This is a genomic window from Kitasatospora sp. NPDC056184, from assembly GCF_042268405.1.
In the GTDB taxonomy this organism is placed as follows: Bacteria; Actinomycetota; Actinomycetes; order Streptomycetales; family Streptomycetaceae; genus Kitasatospora.
Window position 1 is genome coordinate 45,950 of record NZ_JBHJUI010000022.1, and the last position, 17,123, is coordinate 63,072.

Annotated in this window: 15 protein-coding genes; 14 read left to right on the forward strand and 1 reads right to left on the reverse strand. The window is 73.5% G+C overall.

The window, feature by feature from the left end; genetic code table 11:
* From ACFC0B_RS31950 to ftsH, 4 genes are all read left to right on the forward strand, one after another.
* Positions 1 to 2,517: a [protein-PII] uridylyltransferase gene (locus ACFC0B_RS31950; protein ID WP_376093751.1), complete on the forward strand. Its 2,517-nt coding sequence runs from the start codon at positions 1 to 3 to the stop codon at positions 2,515 to 2,517.
* 133 nt (positions 2,518 to 2,650) lie between these two features.
* Positions 2,651 to 4,216 carry a signal recognition particle protein gene (ffh, locus tag ACFC0B_RS31955; protein WP_376093961.1) on the forward strand — a complete coding sequence of 522 codons (1,566 nt, stop codon included), beginning with the start codon at positions 2,651 to 2,653 and terminating at the stop codon, positions 4,214 to 4,216.
* A 135-nt stretch (positions 4,217 to 4,351) separates the two neighbouring features.
* The gene (locus ACFC0B_RS31960; RefSeq protein WP_376093754.1) at positions 4,352 to 4,891 is read left to right on the forward strand and encodes a GNAT family N-acetyltransferase; all 540 of its coding nucleotides are present in this window, start codon (positions 4,352 to 4,354) and stop codon (positions 4,889 to 4,891) included.
* A gap of 180 nt (positions 4,892 to 5,071) precedes the next feature.
* Positions 5,072 to 6,991, forward strand: a complete 1,920-nt coding sequence (ftsH, locus tag ACFC0B_RS31965) for an ATP-dependent zinc metalloprotease FtsH (protein WP_376093757.1) — start codon at positions 5,072 to 5,074, stop codon at positions 6,989 to 6,991.
* Between the two features lie 147 nt (positions 6,992 to 7,138).
* Here ftsH and ACFC0B_RS31970 read toward each other — a convergent pair whose 3' ends face one another.
* A complete protein-coding gene (locus ACFC0B_RS31970; protein ID WP_376093760.1) occupies positions 7,139 to 7,939 on the reverse strand; it encodes a class I SAM-dependent methyltransferase in 801 nt (266 codons plus the stop codon).
* Between the two features lie 198 nt (positions 7,940 to 8,137).
* On the opposite strand from ACFC0B_RS31970, the gene proS reads away from it, so the two are divergent.
* From proS to lepB (ACFC0B_RS32020), 10 genes are all read left to right on the forward strand, one after another.
* Positions 8,138 to 9,550: a proline--tRNA ligase gene (gene proS, locus ACFC0B_RS31975; protein ID WP_376093763.1), complete on the forward strand. Its 1,413-nt coding sequence runs from the start codon at positions 8,138 to 8,140 to the stop codon at positions 9,548 to 9,550.
* A 462-nt stretch (positions 9,551 to 10,012) separates the two neighbouring features.
* Positions 10,013 to 10,591 (forward strand): hypothetical protein, encoded by a 579-nt coding sequence (locus ACFC0B_RS31980; RefSeq protein WP_030306744.1) that lies wholly within the window; start codon positions 10,013 to 10,015, stop codon positions 10,589 to 10,591.
* Positions 10,592 to 11,001: 410 nt separating this feature from the next.
* Complete coding sequence (gene rpsP, locus ACFC0B_RS31985) at positions 11,002 to 11,430, forward strand: 30S ribosomal protein S16 (protein WP_376093766.1); 429 nt, start codon at positions 11,002 to 11,004, stop codon at positions 11,428 to 11,430.
* Positions 11,431 to 11,432: 2 nt separating this feature from the next.
* Positions 11,433 to 11,672: an RNA-binding protein gene (locus ACFC0B_RS31990; RefSeq protein ID WP_030056773.1), complete on the forward strand. Its 240-nt coding sequence runs from the start codon at positions 11,433 to 11,435 to the stop codon at positions 11,670 to 11,672.
* A gap of 163 nt (positions 11,673 to 11,835) precedes the next feature.
* Positions 11,836 to 12,396, forward strand: coding sequence for a ribosome maturation factor RimM (gene rimM / locus ACFC0B_RS31995; RefSeq protein ID WP_376093769.1), 561 nt, complete (start codon positions 11,836 to 11,838; stop codon positions 12,394 to 12,396).
* A gap of 113 nt (positions 12,397 to 12,509) precedes the next feature.
* On the forward strand, positions 12,510 to 13,328 hold the full coding sequence (trmD, locus tag ACFC0B_RS32000) for a tRNA (guanosine(37)-N1)-methyltransferase TrmD (RefSeq protein ID WP_376093964.1): 819 nt from the start codon (positions 12,510 to 12,512) through the stop codon (positions 13,326 to 13,328).
* A 154-nt stretch (positions 13,329 to 13,482) separates the two neighbouring features.
* Complete coding sequence (gene rplS, locus ACFC0B_RS32005) at positions 13,483 to 13,833, forward strand: 50S ribosomal protein L19 (RefSeq protein ID WP_030306736.1); 351 nt, start codon at positions 13,483 to 13,485, stop codon at positions 13,831 to 13,833.
* Positions 13,834 to 13,910: 77 nt separating this feature from the next.
* Entirely contained in the window at positions 13,911 to 14,807 is an 897-nt protein-coding gene (gene lepB / locus ACFC0B_RS32010) for a signal peptidase I (protein ID WP_376093772.1), read from the forward strand.
* A complete protein-coding gene (gene lepB / locus ACFC0B_RS32015; RefSeq protein WP_376093775.1) occupies positions 14,791 to 15,750 on the forward strand; it encodes a signal peptidase I in 960 nt (319 codons plus the stop codon). The genes lepB (ACFC0B_RS32010) and lepB (ACFC0B_RS32015) overlap by 17 nt, the downstream gene beginning before the upstream one ends.
* A gap of 248 nt (positions 15,751 to 15,998) precedes the next feature.
* The gene (gene lepB, locus ACFC0B_RS32020) at positions 15,999 to 17,003 is read left to right on the forward strand and encodes a signal peptidase I (protein WP_376093778.1); all 1,005 of its coding nucleotides are present in this window, start codon (positions 15,999 to 16,001) and stop codon (positions 17,001 to 17,003) included.
* Positions 17,004 to 17,123: the final 120 nt, after the last annotated feature.

The following is a 17,123-nucleotide window of genomic DNA, read 5'->3' on the forward strand; positions in this document are numbered from 1 at the left end:
ATGGGCACCGCCCCCGACGCCCGCCGGCCCGGCCCCGACGGCCCCGCCGCCGCCCGGGCCCGGCTGCTCGCCGCCCCCGGCCCCGGCGGCCGGGGGCGGCGCACCGCGCTGTCCGCGCTCACCGACGACTGGCTGGCCGGCCTGTTCGCCGCGGCCGGCGCCCCCGCCGGGGCCGCCGTGGTCGCGGTCGGCGGCTACGGGCGCGGCGAGCTCTCCCCGCGCAGCGACCTCGACGTGCTGCTGCTGCACGAGGGCCGGCTGGACCCGGCCCTTCCCGAGCGCCTCTGGTACCCGGTGTGGGACTCCGGAGCCTCGCTCGACCACGCCGTCCGCACCCCGGCCGAGGCCAGGTCGGTGGCGGCCGCCGACCTGAGGGCGCAGCTCGGCCTGCTGGACGCCCGGCACGTGGCCGGCGACCCGGCGCTCACCGCCGCGCTGCGCTCCGCCGTCCTCGCCGACTGGCGGGCGGACGCCCCGCGGCGGCTGCCCGAGCTGCGCGAGCTGGGCCGGGAGCGGGCCGAGCGGCACGGCGAGCTGTCGTTCCTGCTGGAGCCCGACCTGAAGGAGGCCCGCGGCGGTCTGCGGGACGTCGTCGCGCTCGGCGCGATCGCCGCGAGCTGGCTGGCCGACGCGCCCCGGGAGGGCCTGGCCGCCGCCGCGCTCCGGCTGGCGGACGTCCGCGACGCCCTGCACCTGGTGACCGGCCGGGCCACCGACCGGCTCGCCCTGCAGGACCAGGACCAGGTCGCCGAGCGGCTGGGTGTGCCGGACGCCGACGCCCTGCTGCGCGGGGTCTACGAGGCGGCCCGGACCGTCGCCTACGCCTCCGACGTCGCCTGGCGGTCGGTGGAGCGGGTGCTGGCCGCGCGCTCGGGCCGGGGCCGCCGCCCGCACCGGCGCTTCCCGTTCGCCGCCGGACGGGGCGCGGGCGCGGTGGGAAGGGGCGCGGTGGCCAGGGGCGCGGTGGAGCGCCGGCCGCTCGCCGAGGGCGTGGTCGAGCAGGACGGCGAGGCGGTGCTCGCGCAGGGCGCCCGCCCGGCCGCGGACCCGGTGCTGCCGCTGCGCGCCGCGGCGGCCGCCGCACAGAACGGCCTCGCCCTCGCGGACGCGACGGTGCGCCGGCTGGCGGCGGAGTGCCGTCCGCTGCCGGTGCCCTGGCCGGACGAGGCGCGCGAGCAGCTGGTCACCCTGCTCGGCGCGGGCGAGGCCTGCCTGCCGGTCTGGGAGGCGCTGGAGGCGCGGGGGCTGATCTCCCGGCTGCTGCCGGACTGGGAGCGGGTGCGCTGCCGCCCGCAGCGCAACGCGGTGCACCGCTGGACGGTGGACCGGCACCTGGTGGAGACCGCGGTGCGGGCCGCCGCGATGACCCGCCGGGTGGCCCGGCCGGACCTGCTGCTGGTCGCCGCGCTGCTGCACGACATCGGCAAGGGCGGGCCGGGCGACCACAGCGAGGCGGGGGAGGCGGCCGTCCGCGGCCTGGCCGCCCGGATGGGCTTCGACCCGGAGTCGGTGGAGACCCTGGCGGTGCTGGTCCGCCACCACCTGACCCTGGTGGACACCGCGACCCGGCGGGACCCGGACGACCCGGCGACCGTGGAGGCCGTCACCAAGGCGGTCGGCTCGGTACCGCGGCTGGAGCTGCTGCGGGCGCTGACCGAGGCGGACGCGCTGGCCACCGGCCCGGCCGCGTGGAGTGCCTGGCGGGCCTCGCTGGTGGACGGCCTGGCCGACCGCGCGGCCGCCCGGCTGTCCGGGGCGCCCGGCGGGTGCCCCGGCGCCGCCGAGAGCGAGCCGACCGCGGAGCAGGAGCGGCTGGCGGTGGAGGCGGCCCGGACCGGCGGGCCGGCGCTGGCGCTGCCGTCGTCGTCCCTGCCGTCGTCGTCGCGGTCGTCGTCGTCGCGGTCGTCGCCGTCGCTGTCGGCCGGGGGCGGGGCGGATCCGGCCGGCGCCGGGTCGACGGGCGTGCGGCTGCTGCTGGCCGTCCCGGACCGGCCGGGCCTGCTGGGCACCGTCGCCGGGGTGCTGGCCCTGCACCGGCTGACGGTCCGCTCGGCGGGCCTGCGCGAGCTGGACCCGATCGGTGCCGGGCCGGTGCTGCTGCTCTCCTGGACGGTGGCCGCGGAGTTCGGCGGGCTGCCGGAGGCCGCCCGGCTCCGGGCCGACCTGCGCCGGGCGCTGGACGGCTCGCTGGACGTCTCCCGCCGGCTGGCCGAGCGCGACGCGGCGGCCCCGCGCCGGCGCGGCGTCCCCGTTCCGCCGCCGGTGGTCTCGGTGGCGCCACCGGTGGCCTCGGCGAGCGCGACCGTGCTGGAGGTGCGCGCGCACGACGCCCCCGGGCTGCTGCACCGGATCGGCCGGGCGCTGGACGGCGCCGGGGTGCGGGTGCGGACCGCGCACGTGTCGACGCTCGGCGCGGAGGCCGTCGACGCCTTCTACCTGACCGACGCGGCGGGCCGTCCGCTCGGCGCGCGGAGGGCCGGGGAGGTGGCGGCCGCGGTCCGGGCGGCGCTGGGCTGAGGCCGTTCGCGGGGCCGTTCCCGGGGCCGCGGTCGTCCGGTCGAACCCGGGTGGAGACCGTCCCCGGGGCGGCCGGATACCCTTGGGGGCGACGACCGTACTCAGACCGATGCCGCAGAGGACCCGCGACGACGTGTTCGACACCCTTTCCGATCGCCTCGCAGCGACGTTCAAGAACCTCCGGGGCAAGGGCCGCCTGAGCGAGGCGGACATCGACGCCACGGCCCGCGAGATCCGCATCGCGCTGCTGGAGGCGGATGTCGCGCTGCCGGTCGTCCGGGCCTTCATCAAGCAGGTCAAGGAGCGCGCGCTCGGCGTCGAGGTCTCCGGTGCCCTGAACCCCGCGCAGCAGATCATCAAGATCGTCAACGAGGAGCTCATCGCCATCCTCGGCGGCGAGACCCGACGGGTGCGGTTCGCCAAGAACGGCCCGACGGTGATCATGCTCGCCGGTCTGCAGGGTGCCGGTAAGACCACCCTCGCCGGCAAGCTCGGCCACTGGCTGAAGCAGCAGAAGCACACCCCGCTGCTGGTCGCCTGCGACCTCCAGCGCCCCAACGCCGTCAACCAGCTGCAGGTCGTCGCCGAGCGCGCGGGCGTCGCGTTCTACGGCCCCCAGCCGGGCAACGGCGTCGGCGACCCGGTCCAGGTGGCCCGGGACTCGATCGAGTACGCCAAGCAGAAGCAGTACGACGTCGTCGTCGTCGACACCGCCGGCCGCCTCGGCATCGACGCCGAGCTGATGCAGCAGGCCGCCGACATCCGGGCCGCCGTCAACCCGGACGAGGTCCTGTTCGTCGTCGACGCGATGATCGGCCAGGATGCGGTCACCACCGCGCAGGCCTTCCTCGAAGGCGTCGACTTCACCGGTGTGGTGCTCTCCAAGCTCGACGGCGACGCCCGCGGCGGTGCCGCGCTCTCGGTCGCGCACGTCACCGGCCGGCAGATCATGTTCGCCTCCAACGGCGAGAAGGTCGACGACTTCGACGCCTTCCACCCGGACCGGATGGCCTCGCGCATCCTGGGCATGGGTGACGTCCTCTCGCTGATCGAGAAGGCCGAGCAGACCTTCTCGCAGGCCGAGGCCGAGAAGATCGCCGCCAAGCTGCGCGGCGGTCCGAAGCAGTTCACCCTGGACGACTTCCTGTCCCAGCTGGAGCAGGTCCAGAAGATGGGCTCCATCTCCAAGCTGCTGGGCATGCTGCCGGGGATGGGCCAGATCCGCGACCAGATCAACAACATCGACGACAAGGACGTCAACCGCGTCGGCGCGATCATCAAGTCGATGACCCCGACCGAGCGCGCCGAGCCGGAGCTGATCAACGGCTCCCGCCGGGCCCGCATCGCCAAGGGTTCGGGCGTCCAGGTCGGCGAGGTGAAGAACCTGGTCGAGCGGTTCTTCGAAGCCCGCAAGATGATGTCGGCGATGGCCTCCGGCAAGGGCGTCCCGGGGATGCCGGGCATCCCGGGCATGGGCGGCGGCGGCAAGAAGTCCGCCAAGAAGGCCCCGGCCGCCAAGGGCAAGCGCAAGAGCGGCAACCCGCTGAAGCGGGCGCAGGAGGAGGCCGCGGCCGCCGAGCGCCGCGCGCTCGGCGCCGGTGGCGGCCAGGCGCCCGCCGAGGGCGGCGCGTTCGGCCTCGGCGCGGGCAAGGGCCCGGCCGACTTCGAGCTGCCCAAGGAGTTCAAGGACCTGCTGTAGCCCTCGCGGACTCCGTGCGGCCCTCCGGGGCGCGCGCGGGGACGCAGCGAGACGCGCGCTGAACGGCCCGCCGCCCGGTTGCCTCCGGGTGGCGGGCCGTTCGCATGCCCGATGGTCATCCGAGATGATGGTCCGATGCGAGTGACGATCAGAGCCCCGCGGGCCGGGGACGAGGCGGGGTACGCCGAGGCGGTCCGGCGGTCCGCCGACCACATCGGCCGGTGGAACCCGGTGGAGCCGGACGCGCTGCCGGACCTGATGGAGCGCCAGGGGCCGGCCCTGCAGACCTTCCTGATCGTGGACCGGGAGACCGGCGGGCTGGTCGGCAAGGTCAACGTGGCCAACATCGTGATGGGCCGGTTCTGCAACGGCGCGCTCGGCTACGACTCGTTCCTGCCGTTCGCCGGCACCGGGCGGATGACCGAGGGCCTGCGGCTGGTGCTGGACCGCTGCTTCGCCGCGCAGACGGAGGGCGGGCTCGGGCTGCACCGGCTGGAGATCAACGTCCAGCCGGACAACGACCGGTCGATCGCCCTGGCCAAGCGGCTGGGCTTCCGGCACGAGGGGTTCACCCCGCGGATGCTGTTCCTCCAGGGGTCCTGGCGGGACCACGAGCGGTTCGCGCTGACCGCCGAGGAGTGGCCGGGGTCGGCCGCCGCGGAGGAGCGGGGCTGACCTGGCGGGACGGGTGCTCGGGCGGGTGTCCCGTCCGGTGTCCCGTCCGGTGGCGCGGCCGTCGTCCGGGCCGTCGTCCGGGCCGCTGTTCCGTCCGCTGTCGGGGCCCGCGTCCGGGCGTGGCGGGCGGCGCGGCGTTGCGGTTGGAGGAGCCGAGCGGATGTCCGTATTGTCCGATGGGTGACTGATCCCGTGCCGCCGCGCCAGACCCCCGACCAGCCGTGGCGATCCGAGGGTGCCCCGCCCCCGCCGCCCCCGCGGCGCAAGATGCCCGGCGGCTGGCTGGGCCTCGTCCTCACCGCCCTCGTGGTGTTCCTGATCAGCGACGTGCTGCTGTCCTTCTTCGGCCCCGGCGGCGCCACCACGATCTCCTACACCGAGTTCAACAACCAGCTGAACAAGGGCAACGTCACCAAGATCTACTCCAAGGGCGACTCGATCGAGGGCACCCTCAAGAACGCCGAGCCGAAGCCGGACGGCGGCAAGGGGACGTACACCGACTTCGAGACCCAGCGGCCGGTCTTCGCCGGGGACAACCTCTGGACCACCCTCCAGCAGCAGGGCGTCGAGGTCACCGCCGAGCCGGTCGTCCAGCAGCGCAGCTTCCTCGCCAACCTGCTGATCTCGCTGGCCCCGATGCTGCTGCTGATCCTGGTCTGGGTGCTGCTCGCCCGGCGGATGGCCGGCGGGATGGGCGGCGGGGCGCTCGGCCGCAAGGCCCCGCCCAAGCCGGTCGCCGCGGAGGGCGGCCGGCGCACCACCTTCGCGGACGTGGCCGGCATCGACGAGGTCGAGGCCGAGCTCACCGAGGTGGTCGACTTCCTGAAGAACCCGCAGCGGTACCGCCGGCTCGGTGCCAAGATGCCGCGCGGCGTCCTGCTCAGCGGCCCGCCCGGCACCGGCAAGACCCTGCTGGCCCGGGCCGTCGCCGGCGAGGCGGACGTGCCGTTCTTCTCCGCCTCCGCCTCCGAGTTCATCGAGATGATCGTCGGCGTCGGCGCCAGCCGGGTGCGCGAGCTGTTCGCCGAGGCCCGCAAGGTCGCCCCGGCGATCATCTTCATCGACGAGATCGACACCATCGGCCGCCAGCGCGGCAGCGGCGGCGGCATGGGCGGTCACGACGAGCGCGAGCAGACGCTCAACCAGATCCTCACCGAGATGGACGGCTTCACCGGCTCCGAGGGCGTCATCGTCATCGCCGCCACCAACCGGGCCGACGTGCTCGACCCGGCGCTGCTGCGCCCCGGCCGCTTCGACCGGCGGATCACCGTCAGCCCGCCGGACCGCGACGGCCGTGCGGCCATCCTGCGCATCCACTCCCGGGACGTCCCGCTGTCCGGCGACACCGACCTGAACCGGCTCGCCAAGGTCACCCCCGGGATGACCGGCGCCGAACTGGCCAACCTGGTCAACGAGGCCGCCCTGCTCGCGGTCAAGCGCCGCCAGGACGCGGTGAACGAGCGGGACCTCTCGGACGCGCTGGAGAAGGTCCAGCTCGGCGCCGTCCGGCCGCTGGTGATGCCGCAGGCCGAACGGGAGCGGACGGCGTACCACGAGAGCGGCCACGCCCTGCTCGGCATGCTGCAGCCCGGCGCCGACCCGGTCCGCAAGGTCACCATCGTGCCGCGCGGCCGCGCCCTCGGCGTCACCCTCTCCACCCCGGAGGCCGACCGGTACTCCTACACCGAGCCCTACCTGCGCGGCCGGATCATCGGCGCGCTCGGCGGGATGGCCGCCGAGCAGGTCGTCTACGGGGTCATCACCACCGGCGCCGAGAGCGACCTGGAGCAGGTCACCAACATCGCCCGCGGCATGGCCGGGCGGTGGGGCATGAGCGAGCGGGTCGGCCGGCTCACCGCGGTCCCGTCCGATCCGCAGGGCGCGTACGGGCTCTCCGCGGCGCCGACCACGCTGGACGCGGTGGACGAGGAGGCCCGGCGGATCGTGGCGGAGTGCTACGAGGAGGCGGTGCGGCTGCTGACCGAGCAGCGGGAGCGGCTGGACGCGCTGGCCGCGGCGCTGCTGGAGGCGGAGACGCTGGACGAGGAGGAGGCCTACCGGGCGGCGGGGGTGCCCCGGAAGTCGCTCGACCAGGCCTGAGGGCCGGCGGGCCGGTGGGTCGGCGGGCCGGTGGGGCCCGCCGGCCCGCTGTGAGGGGCGCGTGCCGTGGTGGCGCACGCCCCTTCGCTGTCCCGTGCTGCGGCCGGTTCCGGGTCGGCAAGGAGGTTCAGCGGGGTTCGGCGGGGCTCAGCGGGGCCGTTCGGCGATCAGGTAGCGGAAGACGTTCGTCATCCGCACCGTGCCGTCCGGCCGCAGATACGGCTGCAGCGCCTCCTCCAGCTCCTTCGTCACCAGCGCCGGCCCGGAGAACTCCGCCGCCGCGTCGTACAGCCTGGTGGAGAGCAGCCCGCGCACCGCGCTCTCCAGGTCCGGGTAGGCGAACGGGCAGCCGACCCGGCCGCCGCCGGCCGGGCGCAGGCCGGTCCCGGCGAGCAGGTCCTCCAGCGCCCCGGGCGGGCTCAGTTCGAACGGGTCGCGCGCCCCGCTGCGCCGGGCCATCCGCCGGGCGACGTCCAGCACGGCCGCGCTCTCGCAGCGTTCCCGCGGCCCCCAGGCGGCCAGCACCACGTGCCCGCCGGGCAGCACCAGCCGGGCCGCCCCGGCCACCGTCCGGCGCGGTTCGGTGCCCGGTGGCGGCTGCTCGAAAACGGTGACCAGCGAATAGGCCGAGCGGGCGACGTCCGCCGTCGGCGGGTGCTCCGCGCCGACCCGCAGCCGGCGTTCCCGGGCCAGCCCGCGCAGCTCGTCGTCGGGCTCCAGCCCGGCCACCTGAGCGCCCCGGCCGGCGGCCAGCAGCAGGGCGAGGCCCGAGCGGCAGCCCAGGCCCAGCACGCTCGTCGCCGGACCGACCTCCAGGCGGTCGTGGACGGCCTCGTAGAGCGGTACCAGCATCCGCTCCTGGATCTCCGCCCAGTCCCGGGCCCGGGCGGTGGTCCGCCCGGAGCCGGGGGGTGCTGCGGTCGTGCCGGTCACCCGCGCTGAAGCCATCGCGGCCTCCCATCCGGTCCTTCGGTGTGCTGCTCCGACCCCCCTCGACGTCCCGCCCCCACTCCAGCGAACAGCGGCTCGGGCGCGGCGTCCAGAGGGGTGCGGGGTGGTGCGCGCGTGTCGGGGGCGTGCGCCCCGGGCGGTCCGGCGTCCGCAATGGATTCGAAGTCGGAGGCCCGCGCCCCGTACGATTCGCCCATGGCTAAGGCACCCGTTCTCACCCCCCAGGCGGAAGACTTCCCGCGCTGGTACCAGGACCTCATCAACAAGGCCGAGCTGGCCGACAACGGTCCGGTGCGCGGCACCATGGTCATCCGACCGTACGGCTACGGTCTGTGGGAGCGGATGCAGCAGGAGATGGACGCCCGGATCAAGAAGGCCGGCGCCCAGAACGCCTACTTCCCGATGTTCATCCCGCAGTCCTACCTGACCAAGGAGGCGGAGCACGTCGAGGGCTTCGCCCCCGAGCTCGCGGTGGTCACCCACGGCGGCGGCAAGCAGCTGGACGAGCCGGTCGTCGTCCGGCCGACCTCCGAGACGATCATCAACGAGTACTTCTCGAAGTGGGTGCAGAGCCACCGCGACCTGCCCCTGCTGATCAACCAGTGGGCCAACGTGGTCCGCTGGGAGCTGCGTCCGCGCGTCTTCCTGCGCACCACCGAGTTCCTCTGGCAGGAGGGCCACACCGCCCACGCCACCTACGAGGACGCCCGTGACTACGCCTCGATGATCCACACCCAGGTCTACGGCGACTTCATGACCAACGTGCTCGGCATCGACGTGGTGCTCGGCCGCAAGACCGCCAAGGAGCGCTTCGCCGGCGCCATCAACACCCTCACCCTTGAGGGCATGATGGGCGACGGCAAGGCCCTGCAGATGGGCACCAGCCACGAGCTGGGCCAGAACTTCGCCAAGGCGTTCAACACCACCTACCAGCTGCAGGGTGCCGAGCGCGAGTACGTCTGGCAGACCTCCTGGGGCGTCTCGACCCGCATGGTGGGCGGCCTGATCATGTCCCACGGCGACGACAACGGCCTGCGCGTCCCGCCGCGGCTGGCCGCCGTCCAGGCCGTCGTCCTCGCCATCAAGGGCGACGACGCGGTGATCGCCAAGGTCCGCGAGATCGGCGCCGCGCTGGAGGCCGCCGGCATCCGCGTGGTCGTCGACGACCGCACCGACACCCCGTTCGGCCGCCGGGCCGTCGACTGGGAGCTCAAGGGCGTTCCGCTGCGGATCGAGGTCGGCCCGCGCGACCTGGAGAACGGCACCGCGATGCTGGCCCGCCGGATCCCGGGCGGCAAGGAGCCGGTCTCGATCGACGCCCTGGCCGCGACCCTTCCCGGCATCCTGGACGAGGACCAGGCTCTGCTGCTGCGTCAGTCGCGCGAGCGCCGGGAGTCCCGCACGGTCGACGTGAAGACCATCGACGAGGCGGCCGAGGCCGCCGCCACCGGCTGGGGCCGGATCTCCTGGGCCGAGCTGGGCCCGGAGGGCGAGGCCAAGCTGGCCGAGCAGGGCGTGTCGGTGCGCTGCATCGTGGCCGCCGACGGCTCGGTGCCGCAGACGGACGACCAGGAGGGCAACGTCGCGATCGTCGCGCGCGCCTACTGACCGTCCGGCAGACCGTCCGGTGGGTTCCGCGGGCAGCGGACGATCACGAAGGATGTTGCCGTAAAGCGAGATCCGGTGACGCGTTCTGACGGTTGTCGACCTGTCCGACGGGAAATTCGGACGCCCGATGACCGGCCTTGTTCCGGGCATGTCTCACATGTCGACATCCCTACTGGTCGGTCAACTGCCGGTATTAACGGAATAGCGGTACGGTGTACGGCCCGTGGCCCTGTCAACTCGACAGGACCACGGGCCGTACGTCCTGGGGGCGACAGCCCGCTCCTGGACGGAAATGACGAGGCGCCCGCCGAGGCGGCGGGCCCGAACCTGCAGGGGGTTGGTCTTGCGTCAGATCCGGAACGCGCATTTCGCGCGCGGCCGCACATTCCTGAGAGTTTCCTGGGAATTCCCGGGGAACCGGAACACGCGGAACATCAGCTCCTACTCCATCGTTGGTCTAGCGTGAGCACGACACAGCCCCTCGTTCTCGCGGCCGAACTGGCCGCCGCCTGGAGTGACATCCAGGCCTACCACCAGGACCTCCCCGACCTCGCCTCGCCCGAGGCGCTGATCGGCGAGTCCTCCTCGGCCTGTGGCACCCGGCTCGGTTTCGAGCGGCTCCTCCACGAGGCTGCCCATGGTCTGGCCGCGGCCCGGGACATCCGGGACACCTCGCGGGCCGGCCGCTACCACAACCGGCGCTTCCTGCTCCTGGCTTCCGAGCTGGGCCTGGCGCACCCGGTCGAGCCGCACGCCAGCAGCGGCTTCTCCCAGGTGACCATGCTCAAGGAGACCCGCGAGCGGTACGCCGAGACCATCGAGCGCCTGGACCGCGCCCTCGGCGCGCACCAGGAAGCGGTGGCCGGCGAGGGGGCCTCGCGCGCCTTCCGCGGTCCGGCGGCCCGGCACGGCTCCTCCGGGGGCGGCGTCCGGGTCAAGGCGGTCTGCGGTTGCGGGCGCAACGTCCGGGTCGTGCCGTCGGTGCTCGCGCAGGCGTCCATCGTCTGCGGCGCGTGCCAGCAGCCGTTCAAGATCGCGTAGTTCGGTTCGCGTCTCGTCGCACAACTCGGGGAGCCTCACGGCTCGGGGAACCGAGGGAGCGCCGGCGGGTGGCCGTGCGGGCGGTGGCCGGCCGGAGCGATGCACCACCGAACCACTGTGATCCACACAGATTCACACTGATGCACCACTGATCCACACTGATCCATCGATGATTTGCCAGTGAGGTGCACCGCGAAGGTGCGCGTGTTGGGCTGACCGGGAGCGGGGGCTCCCGGTCGACCTGTTTTCGGGGGTGGGCGCCCCGTGTGGCAGAATGGACCGCTGAGTACTCGGCAGCCGGGCAGGACCCCTCTCTCCTTCGGCTGGCGTGTCCCTTGAACGGCCCACCGCGCAACCCCACGCGAGGGCGAGGCCGCTCACCCACGTCAACACCAGGAGATTCCACTCCCGTGGCAGTCAAGATCAAGCTGAAGCGTCTCGGCAAGATTCGCTCCCCGCACTACCGCATCATCGTCGCCGACGCCCGCACCAAGCGTGACGGTCGTGCGATCGAGGAGATCGGCATCTACCAGCCGACCTACAACCCCTCGAAGATCGAGGTCGACGGCGACCGCGCCCAGTACTGGCTGTCCGTCGGCGCCCAGCCGACCGAGCCGGTGCTCGCCATCCTGAAGCTGACCGGCGACTGGCAGAAGTTCAAGGGCCTGCCGGCTCCGGAGCCGCTGAAGGTCGCCGAGCCGAAGGTCGAGGACTTCTCGCACCTGTTCGCCAAGGCCGTCGCCGGCTTCGAGGACGCCACCACCGGTGTCGCCATCACCCCGAAGGCCAAGAAGTCGGACAAGGCCGAGGCTGAGGCCGACGCCGGCGCCGAGGCCTGAGCGTGATCGAGGACGCCCTCGACCACTTGGTGAAGGGCATCGTCGAGCACCCCGACGAGGTGCAGGTGCGCTCGCGCAACCTGCGTCGGGGCAACACCATCGAGGTGCGGGTGCACCCCGATGACCTCGGCAAGGTGATCGGCCGTGGCGGCCGCACGGCGCGCGCCCTGCGCACCGTGGTCGGCGCCCTCGGCGGTCGCAACGTCCGGGTCGACCTGGTCGACGTGGACAACATTCGCTGATCAGGCTGCTCGTTCAGCCGTCAGGGTTTTCGAGGCCGGTCGGGACGCATGTCGTCCCGGCCGGCCTTCGCCGTTTCCCGGCTGCGGTTCCGTGGCGGTTCCGCGGCACTCCGCAGTCCATAGAAGTCAGCACTCCGCAGCACTCACCAGGAGAACGATCACCGTGCAGCTCGTCGTCGGCAAGATCGGCCGCGCCCACGGCATCAGGGGGGACGTCAGCGTCGAGGTGCGCACCGACGAGCCGGAGCTCCGGCTCGGCCCCGGTGCCGTCCTGATGACCGACCCGGCCTCGGCAGGTCCGCTGACCGTCGAGTCCGGCAAGGTGCACAGCGGGCGGCTGCTGCTGCGGTTCGCCGGCGTCAAGGACCGCAACGGCGCCGAGGCGCTGCGCGGCACCCTCCTGATCGCCGAGGTCGACCCGGAGGAGCGTCCGGACGACCCGGAGGAGTACTACGACCACCAGCTGATCGGTCTGGACGTGGTCCTGCTCGACGGCACCCCGGTCGGTGAACTCACCGAGGTGATCCACCTGCCCTACCAGGACCTGCTCACCGTGACGAAGCCGGACGGGACGGAGGTGCTGGTGCCCTTCGTCACCAGGATCGTGCCGACCGTGGACCTGGAGAACCAGCGCGCCGTCATCGACCCGCCGGCCGGGCTGATCGACCCGGAGCACGCCGAGGTCGTCCGGAGCGAGGCCGACGACGCGGAGGACTCGCAGTGAGTTCCGAGGACGCCGTGCAGGCCGTGGAGGCCACGGAGGCCACGGAGGTCACGGAGGTCACGGAGGCCGTGGAAGCGGTGGAGAGCGCGGAGCCCGCCGCCGCGCGGCACGGGATGCGGATCGACGTCGTGTCGATCTTTCCCGAGTACCTGGAGCCGCTGAACATCTCGCTGGTCGGCAAGGCGCGCGCCCGCGGCCAGCTCGACGTGCACGTCCACGACCTGCGCGACTGGACGTACGACGTGCACCGGACCGTCGACGACAGCCCGTACGGCGGTGGCCCGGGCATGGTGATGAAGCCCGAGCCGTGGGGCGAGGCCCTCGACGCGGTGCTCGCCGGGGGGCCGGAGGGGGAGGTGCCGACCCTGGTGGTGCCCACCCCCAGCGGCCGACCGTTCACCCAGGAACTCGCGCAGGAGCTGGCCGGCCGGCCGTGGCTGGCGTTCACCCCGGCCCGGTACGAGGGCATCGACCGGCGGGTGATCGAGGAGGCGGCCACCCGGATGCCGGTGGTCGAGGCGTCGATCGGCGACTACGTGCTGGCCGGCGGCGAGGTCGCGGTGCTGGTGATGGTCGAGGCGATCGCCCGGTTGCTGCCCGGCGTCCTCGGCAACGCCGAGTCCCACCGCGACGACTCCTTCGCGCCCGGCGCGATGGCCGACCTGCTGGAGGGCCCGGTCTACACCAAGCCCGCCGAGTGGCGCGGCCGTACCGTGCCGGACATCCTGCTGAGCGGGAACCACGGCAAGATCGCCCGCTGGCGCCGTGAGCAGGCCTTCGCCCGCACCCTGGCCAACCGGCCGGACCTGGTGGCGCGCTGGCGGCACGCGGACTTCGACAAGAAGGACCGCGCGGCGCTCGACGTGCTCGGCCTCGCCTGGGACGAGGGGCTCGGCCGATTTCGGTCCGCGGCCGGTGGTGTGGAAGAATAGGCCGCTGCTGTCTGTCGCTGGGCTCCTCCCGTAGGGGTCACGTGGTTCGGCGCCCCCGCCACGGGGGGATCGTCGGTAGCCGGTGCGGCCCGCAGCAGACCCCATTTGTGACGACTTCCGTGGGCGGCCCGTGGCGCCTGCGATGGAGAGCAACATGAGCAACAAGCTCGCTGCTGTCGACGCGGCCTCGCTGCGTAGCGACATTCCGGCCTTCCGCGCCGGTGACACCCTGAAGGTGCACGTCCGGGTCATCGAGGGCAACCGCTCCCGTGTCCAGGTCTTCCAGGGCGTCGTCATCCGCCGTCACGGCGCCGGCATCGGTGAGACCTTCACCGTTCGCAAGGTCAGCTTCAACGTCGGTGTCGAGCGCACCTTCCCGGTGCACACCCCGGTCGTCGAGAAGATCGAGGTCGTGACCCGCGGTGCGGTTCGCCGCGCCAAGCTGTACTACCTGCGTGACCTCCGCGGTAAGGCCGCGAAGATCAAGGAGAAGCGCGACCGCTGATCCACCGGCCCCCGGCATCGCCGGGGGATCGGATCGCTCTGGGGGGCCGGGTTGCCGCACGGTAAGCTCAGCCCCCGATGAGCACGCACGAACCACCCGCGGACCGCGACGGCCGTCCCGCACCCACCGGTGCGGACTCGCCGACGCGGTCCGCGGTCGTTTCCGCGGAAGGCTCCGGGACCGCCGCTGGGAATGACTCCGAGACCGGCTCCGAGAGCGGCCCCGAGTCCGACTCCGGAGACGCCCTTGTCACGGAGGGTGATGACGCGGAGGGCGAGGCCGCGGAGCGGGAGGTCGGGCGCTCGCGCTCGCGGGACCTGCTGCTGCTCGTCGGGATCTGCCTGTCCGTGCTGCTGCTGGTGAACGCCTTCGTGGCGCGCCCGTTCTCGGTGCCCTCCGGGTCGATGGAGAACACCCTGCGCCCGGGCGACCGCCTGGTGGTGAACCAGCTGTCCTACGCCTTCGGCGACCACCCCCGGCGCGGCGACGTGGTGGTGTTCGACGGTACGGGTTCCTTCCTGCGCAAGCCGCTGGAGCGTGACGGCCTCTGGACCTCGCTGCGCTCCTTCGGTCGCGACGTCGGGCTGGTCCCGGCCGGTGACGCGGTCTACGTGAAGCGGGTCATCGGCGTCGGCGGGGACCGGGTCACCAGTGCCGGACCGGGACACCCGATCACCGTCAACGGCGTGCCGGTCGACGAGTCCGGCTACCTCTTCCCCGGGGACGAGCCGTCCGCCGTGGCCTTCGACGTGGTGGTGCCGTCCGGCAAGCTCTTCGTGCTGGGCGACCACCGAAGTGCCTCCCGGGACTCCCGCGACCACCTCGGCGACCCGGGCGGCGGGTTCGTCCCCGAGTCCAAGGTGATCGGCCGGGCCGCCTGGGTGGTCTACCCGGTCGGACGCTGGGCCACCGTGGACCGGTCGGCGGCCTTTGCCGCGACAGGGGGGACCGGTGGCCATGGGGACCAGAGGTAGGGGGAGGCTCGCCGACCGCCCGCGCGCCGGACCCGCCCCGGACGCCCCGCCCGGCCCCGCGGCCGGGACGGAGGAGGACGCCGCTCCCGCCCCCGCGGTGCGCGGGCGCGCCGAGCGCCGACGCACCGCCCGCCGGGCCGCCCGTCGCCGCCGGCGCTCCCGCCTGCGCGAGATCCCGCTGATCGTCGTGGTGGCGCTGGTCGTGGCGCTGGTGATGAAGACCTTCCTGGTGCAGGTCTTCGTGATCCCCTCCGGCTCAATGGAGCAGACCATCCAGATCGGGGACCGGGTGCTGGTGGACAAGTTCACCCCCTGGTTCGGCGCCGAGCCGGAGCGCGGCGAGGTGGTGGTGTTCAAGGATCCGGGCGGCTGGCTGGAGCGCGAGCACGGGGCCTCGACGGACGGGCCGGTCCTGCGCGCGGCCAAGCAGGTGCTGACCTTCGTCGGGCTGCTGCCCTCCGACAGCGAGCAGGACCTCATCAAGCGGGTGATCGGGGTCGGCGGCGACACCGTCGAGTGCTGCGACGACCAGGGCAGGGTCAGCCTCAACGGCAGCCCGCTGGACGAGCCCTACCTGGCGCTGGGCAACCCGCCGTCCCGGCAGCCGTTCAAGGTGAAGGTGCCGCAGGGGCGGCTCTGGGTGATGGGCGACCACCGGGACGTTTCCGCGGACTCCCGTTTCCACATGGGCAATCCGGGGCAGGGCACGGTTCCGGTGAGTGGTGTGGTGGGAAGGGCGTTCATGATCGCCTGGCCACCGGGCCGGGTTCATCAACTTGAGGTGCCGGTTTCACTCTCCTCGGTGGCGCGGGCTCCGGCGGGCGGCGGAATCGCGCCGAACTCGGCGGGCGGGGGGCCGGTTCCTGAGGAACCGCCGCTCGTTATGGGTGTGTTGGGCATCCTTCCGATCATCGGCCGCCGGGCGGAGCGGGCCCGGTTGTAGGCCCGGGAGGGCCGGTGGACCGCCGGACCGCGCGTGTGGGACCGCGAGCCGGATGCCCTGGAGTGATAGAGAAGTGCTGGGTGCGGCCGACTCCTGCCGGGAGGCCGTTCCCGAAGGCTGTGCCGGTGTCAGGCGGACCCGTCCGGGGCCGGACCTGGCGGGGTGCGGCCGGCGGTGGTACGTGGTGCCCGCTGTGCGGCACTGTGAGCGCGGACGCACGGGCGTCCGCACAGCAGGGAGGAGACGTTGTGGGGGATTTGGTGATCGGCGCCCGCTCAGGCGCCGGCGAGCCCGAGGGCTCCGGCGGCCGGGCGGCCCGGTCCGCGGAGACCGCGGCGCCCTCGGCCTCGGCCGAGGAAGCGGCGGCCCAGTCCGCGGACGGGCACGGCGACGGCACGGGTGACACCCCGCCGCCCCTCCCGGGCGAGCCCGGGCCGGCGGACGGTACCGAGGAGCAGCCGCCGCAGAAGGAGCGCAAGCAGCGTTCGTTCTGGAAGGAGCTGCCGATCCTCATCGGCATCGCCCTCGTCCTGGCGCTGGTGATCAAGACCTTCTTCGTCCAGGCGTTCTCCATTCCGTCGGAGTCGATGCAGAACACGCTGCAGGTCGGTGACCGGGTCCTGGTGGACAAGCTCACCCCGTGGTTCGGCGCCGAGCCCGAGCGCGGCGAGGTCGTGGTGTTCCACGATCCGGGCGGCTGGCTGGGCGACGAGCCCACCACGGAGAGCAGCAACGCCTTCGTCCGGGGCATCCAGGAGGTGCTGAGCTTCGTCGGCCTGATGCCCTCCGACAACGAGAAGGACCTCATCAAGCGGGTCATCGCGGTCGGCGGGGACACCGTCGAGTGCGAGGGCGAGGGCCCGGTGAAGGTCAACGGGATCGCGCTCGACGAGCCCTACGTCTACCCCGGCAACACGCCCTGCGGGACGAAGCCGTTCGGTCCGCTGAAGGTCCCCGACGGCCGGATCTGGGTGATGGGTGACCACCGCGCGGACTCGCTCGACTCGCGCTTCCACATGGACCAGCCGGGCGGCGGGGCCGTTCCGGTGGACGACGTGATCGGGCGGGCCTTCGTGGTGGCCTGGCCGGTCAACCACTGGTCGACGCTGCCGGTGCCGGACACCTTCGACCAGAAGGGCCTGGCGGCGGCCGTGCCGGCGGTGCCGGCCGCGGCCGGTGCCGTGGGCGCCGTCGCCCTGCTCCCGCTGGTCCGCCGGCTGCGGAACCGGCCGGACCGCGACCGGCGGTCCTGAGCCGTACCGGGGGCTCCCGGGTCTTGCGCGGGCCGTGGTACCGACGAGTAATCTGCTCGGACGTGCCACGGCCCGCCGGGTTTTCCGCCCGCGGCCCCGGCACGCCGCCGTGAGCGTTTC

What these genes read in the sequence shown, in the direction of transcription:
- ACFC0B_RS31950 (WP_376093751.1), top strand. Translation starts at nt 1, where the DNA reads ATGGGCACCGCCCCCGACGCCCGCCGGCCCGGCCCCGACGGCCCCGCC.
- ACFC0B_RS31960 (WP_376093754.1), top strand. Translation starts at nt 4,352, where the DNA reads ATGCGAGTGACGATCAGAGCCCCGCGGGCCGGGGACGAGGCGGGGTAC.
- ACFC0B_RS31970 (WP_376093760.1), bottom strand. Translation starts at nt 7,939, where the DNA reads ATGGCTTCAGCGCGGGTGACCGGCACGACCGCAGCACCCCCCGGCTCC.
- proS (WP_376093763.1), top strand. Translation starts at nt 8,138, where the DNA reads ATGGCTAAGGCACCCGTTCTCACCCCCCAGGCGGAAGACTTCCCGCGC.
- trmD (WP_376093964.1), top strand. Translation starts at nt 12,510, where the DNA reads ATGCGGATCGACGTCGTGTCGATCTTTCCCGAGTACCTGGAGCCGCTG.
- rplS (WP_030306736.1), top strand. Translation starts at nt 13,483, where the DNA reads ATGAGCAACAAGCTCGCTGCTGTCGACGCGGCCTCGCTGCGTAGCGAC.
- lepB (WP_376093772.1), top strand. Translation starts at nt 13,911, where the DNA reads ATGAGCACGCACGAACCACCCGCGGACCGCGACGGCCGTCCCGCACCC.
- lepB (WP_376093775.1), top strand. Translation starts at nt 14,791, where the DNA reads ATGGGGACCAGAGGTAGGGGGAGGCTCGCCGACCGCCCGCGCGCCGGA.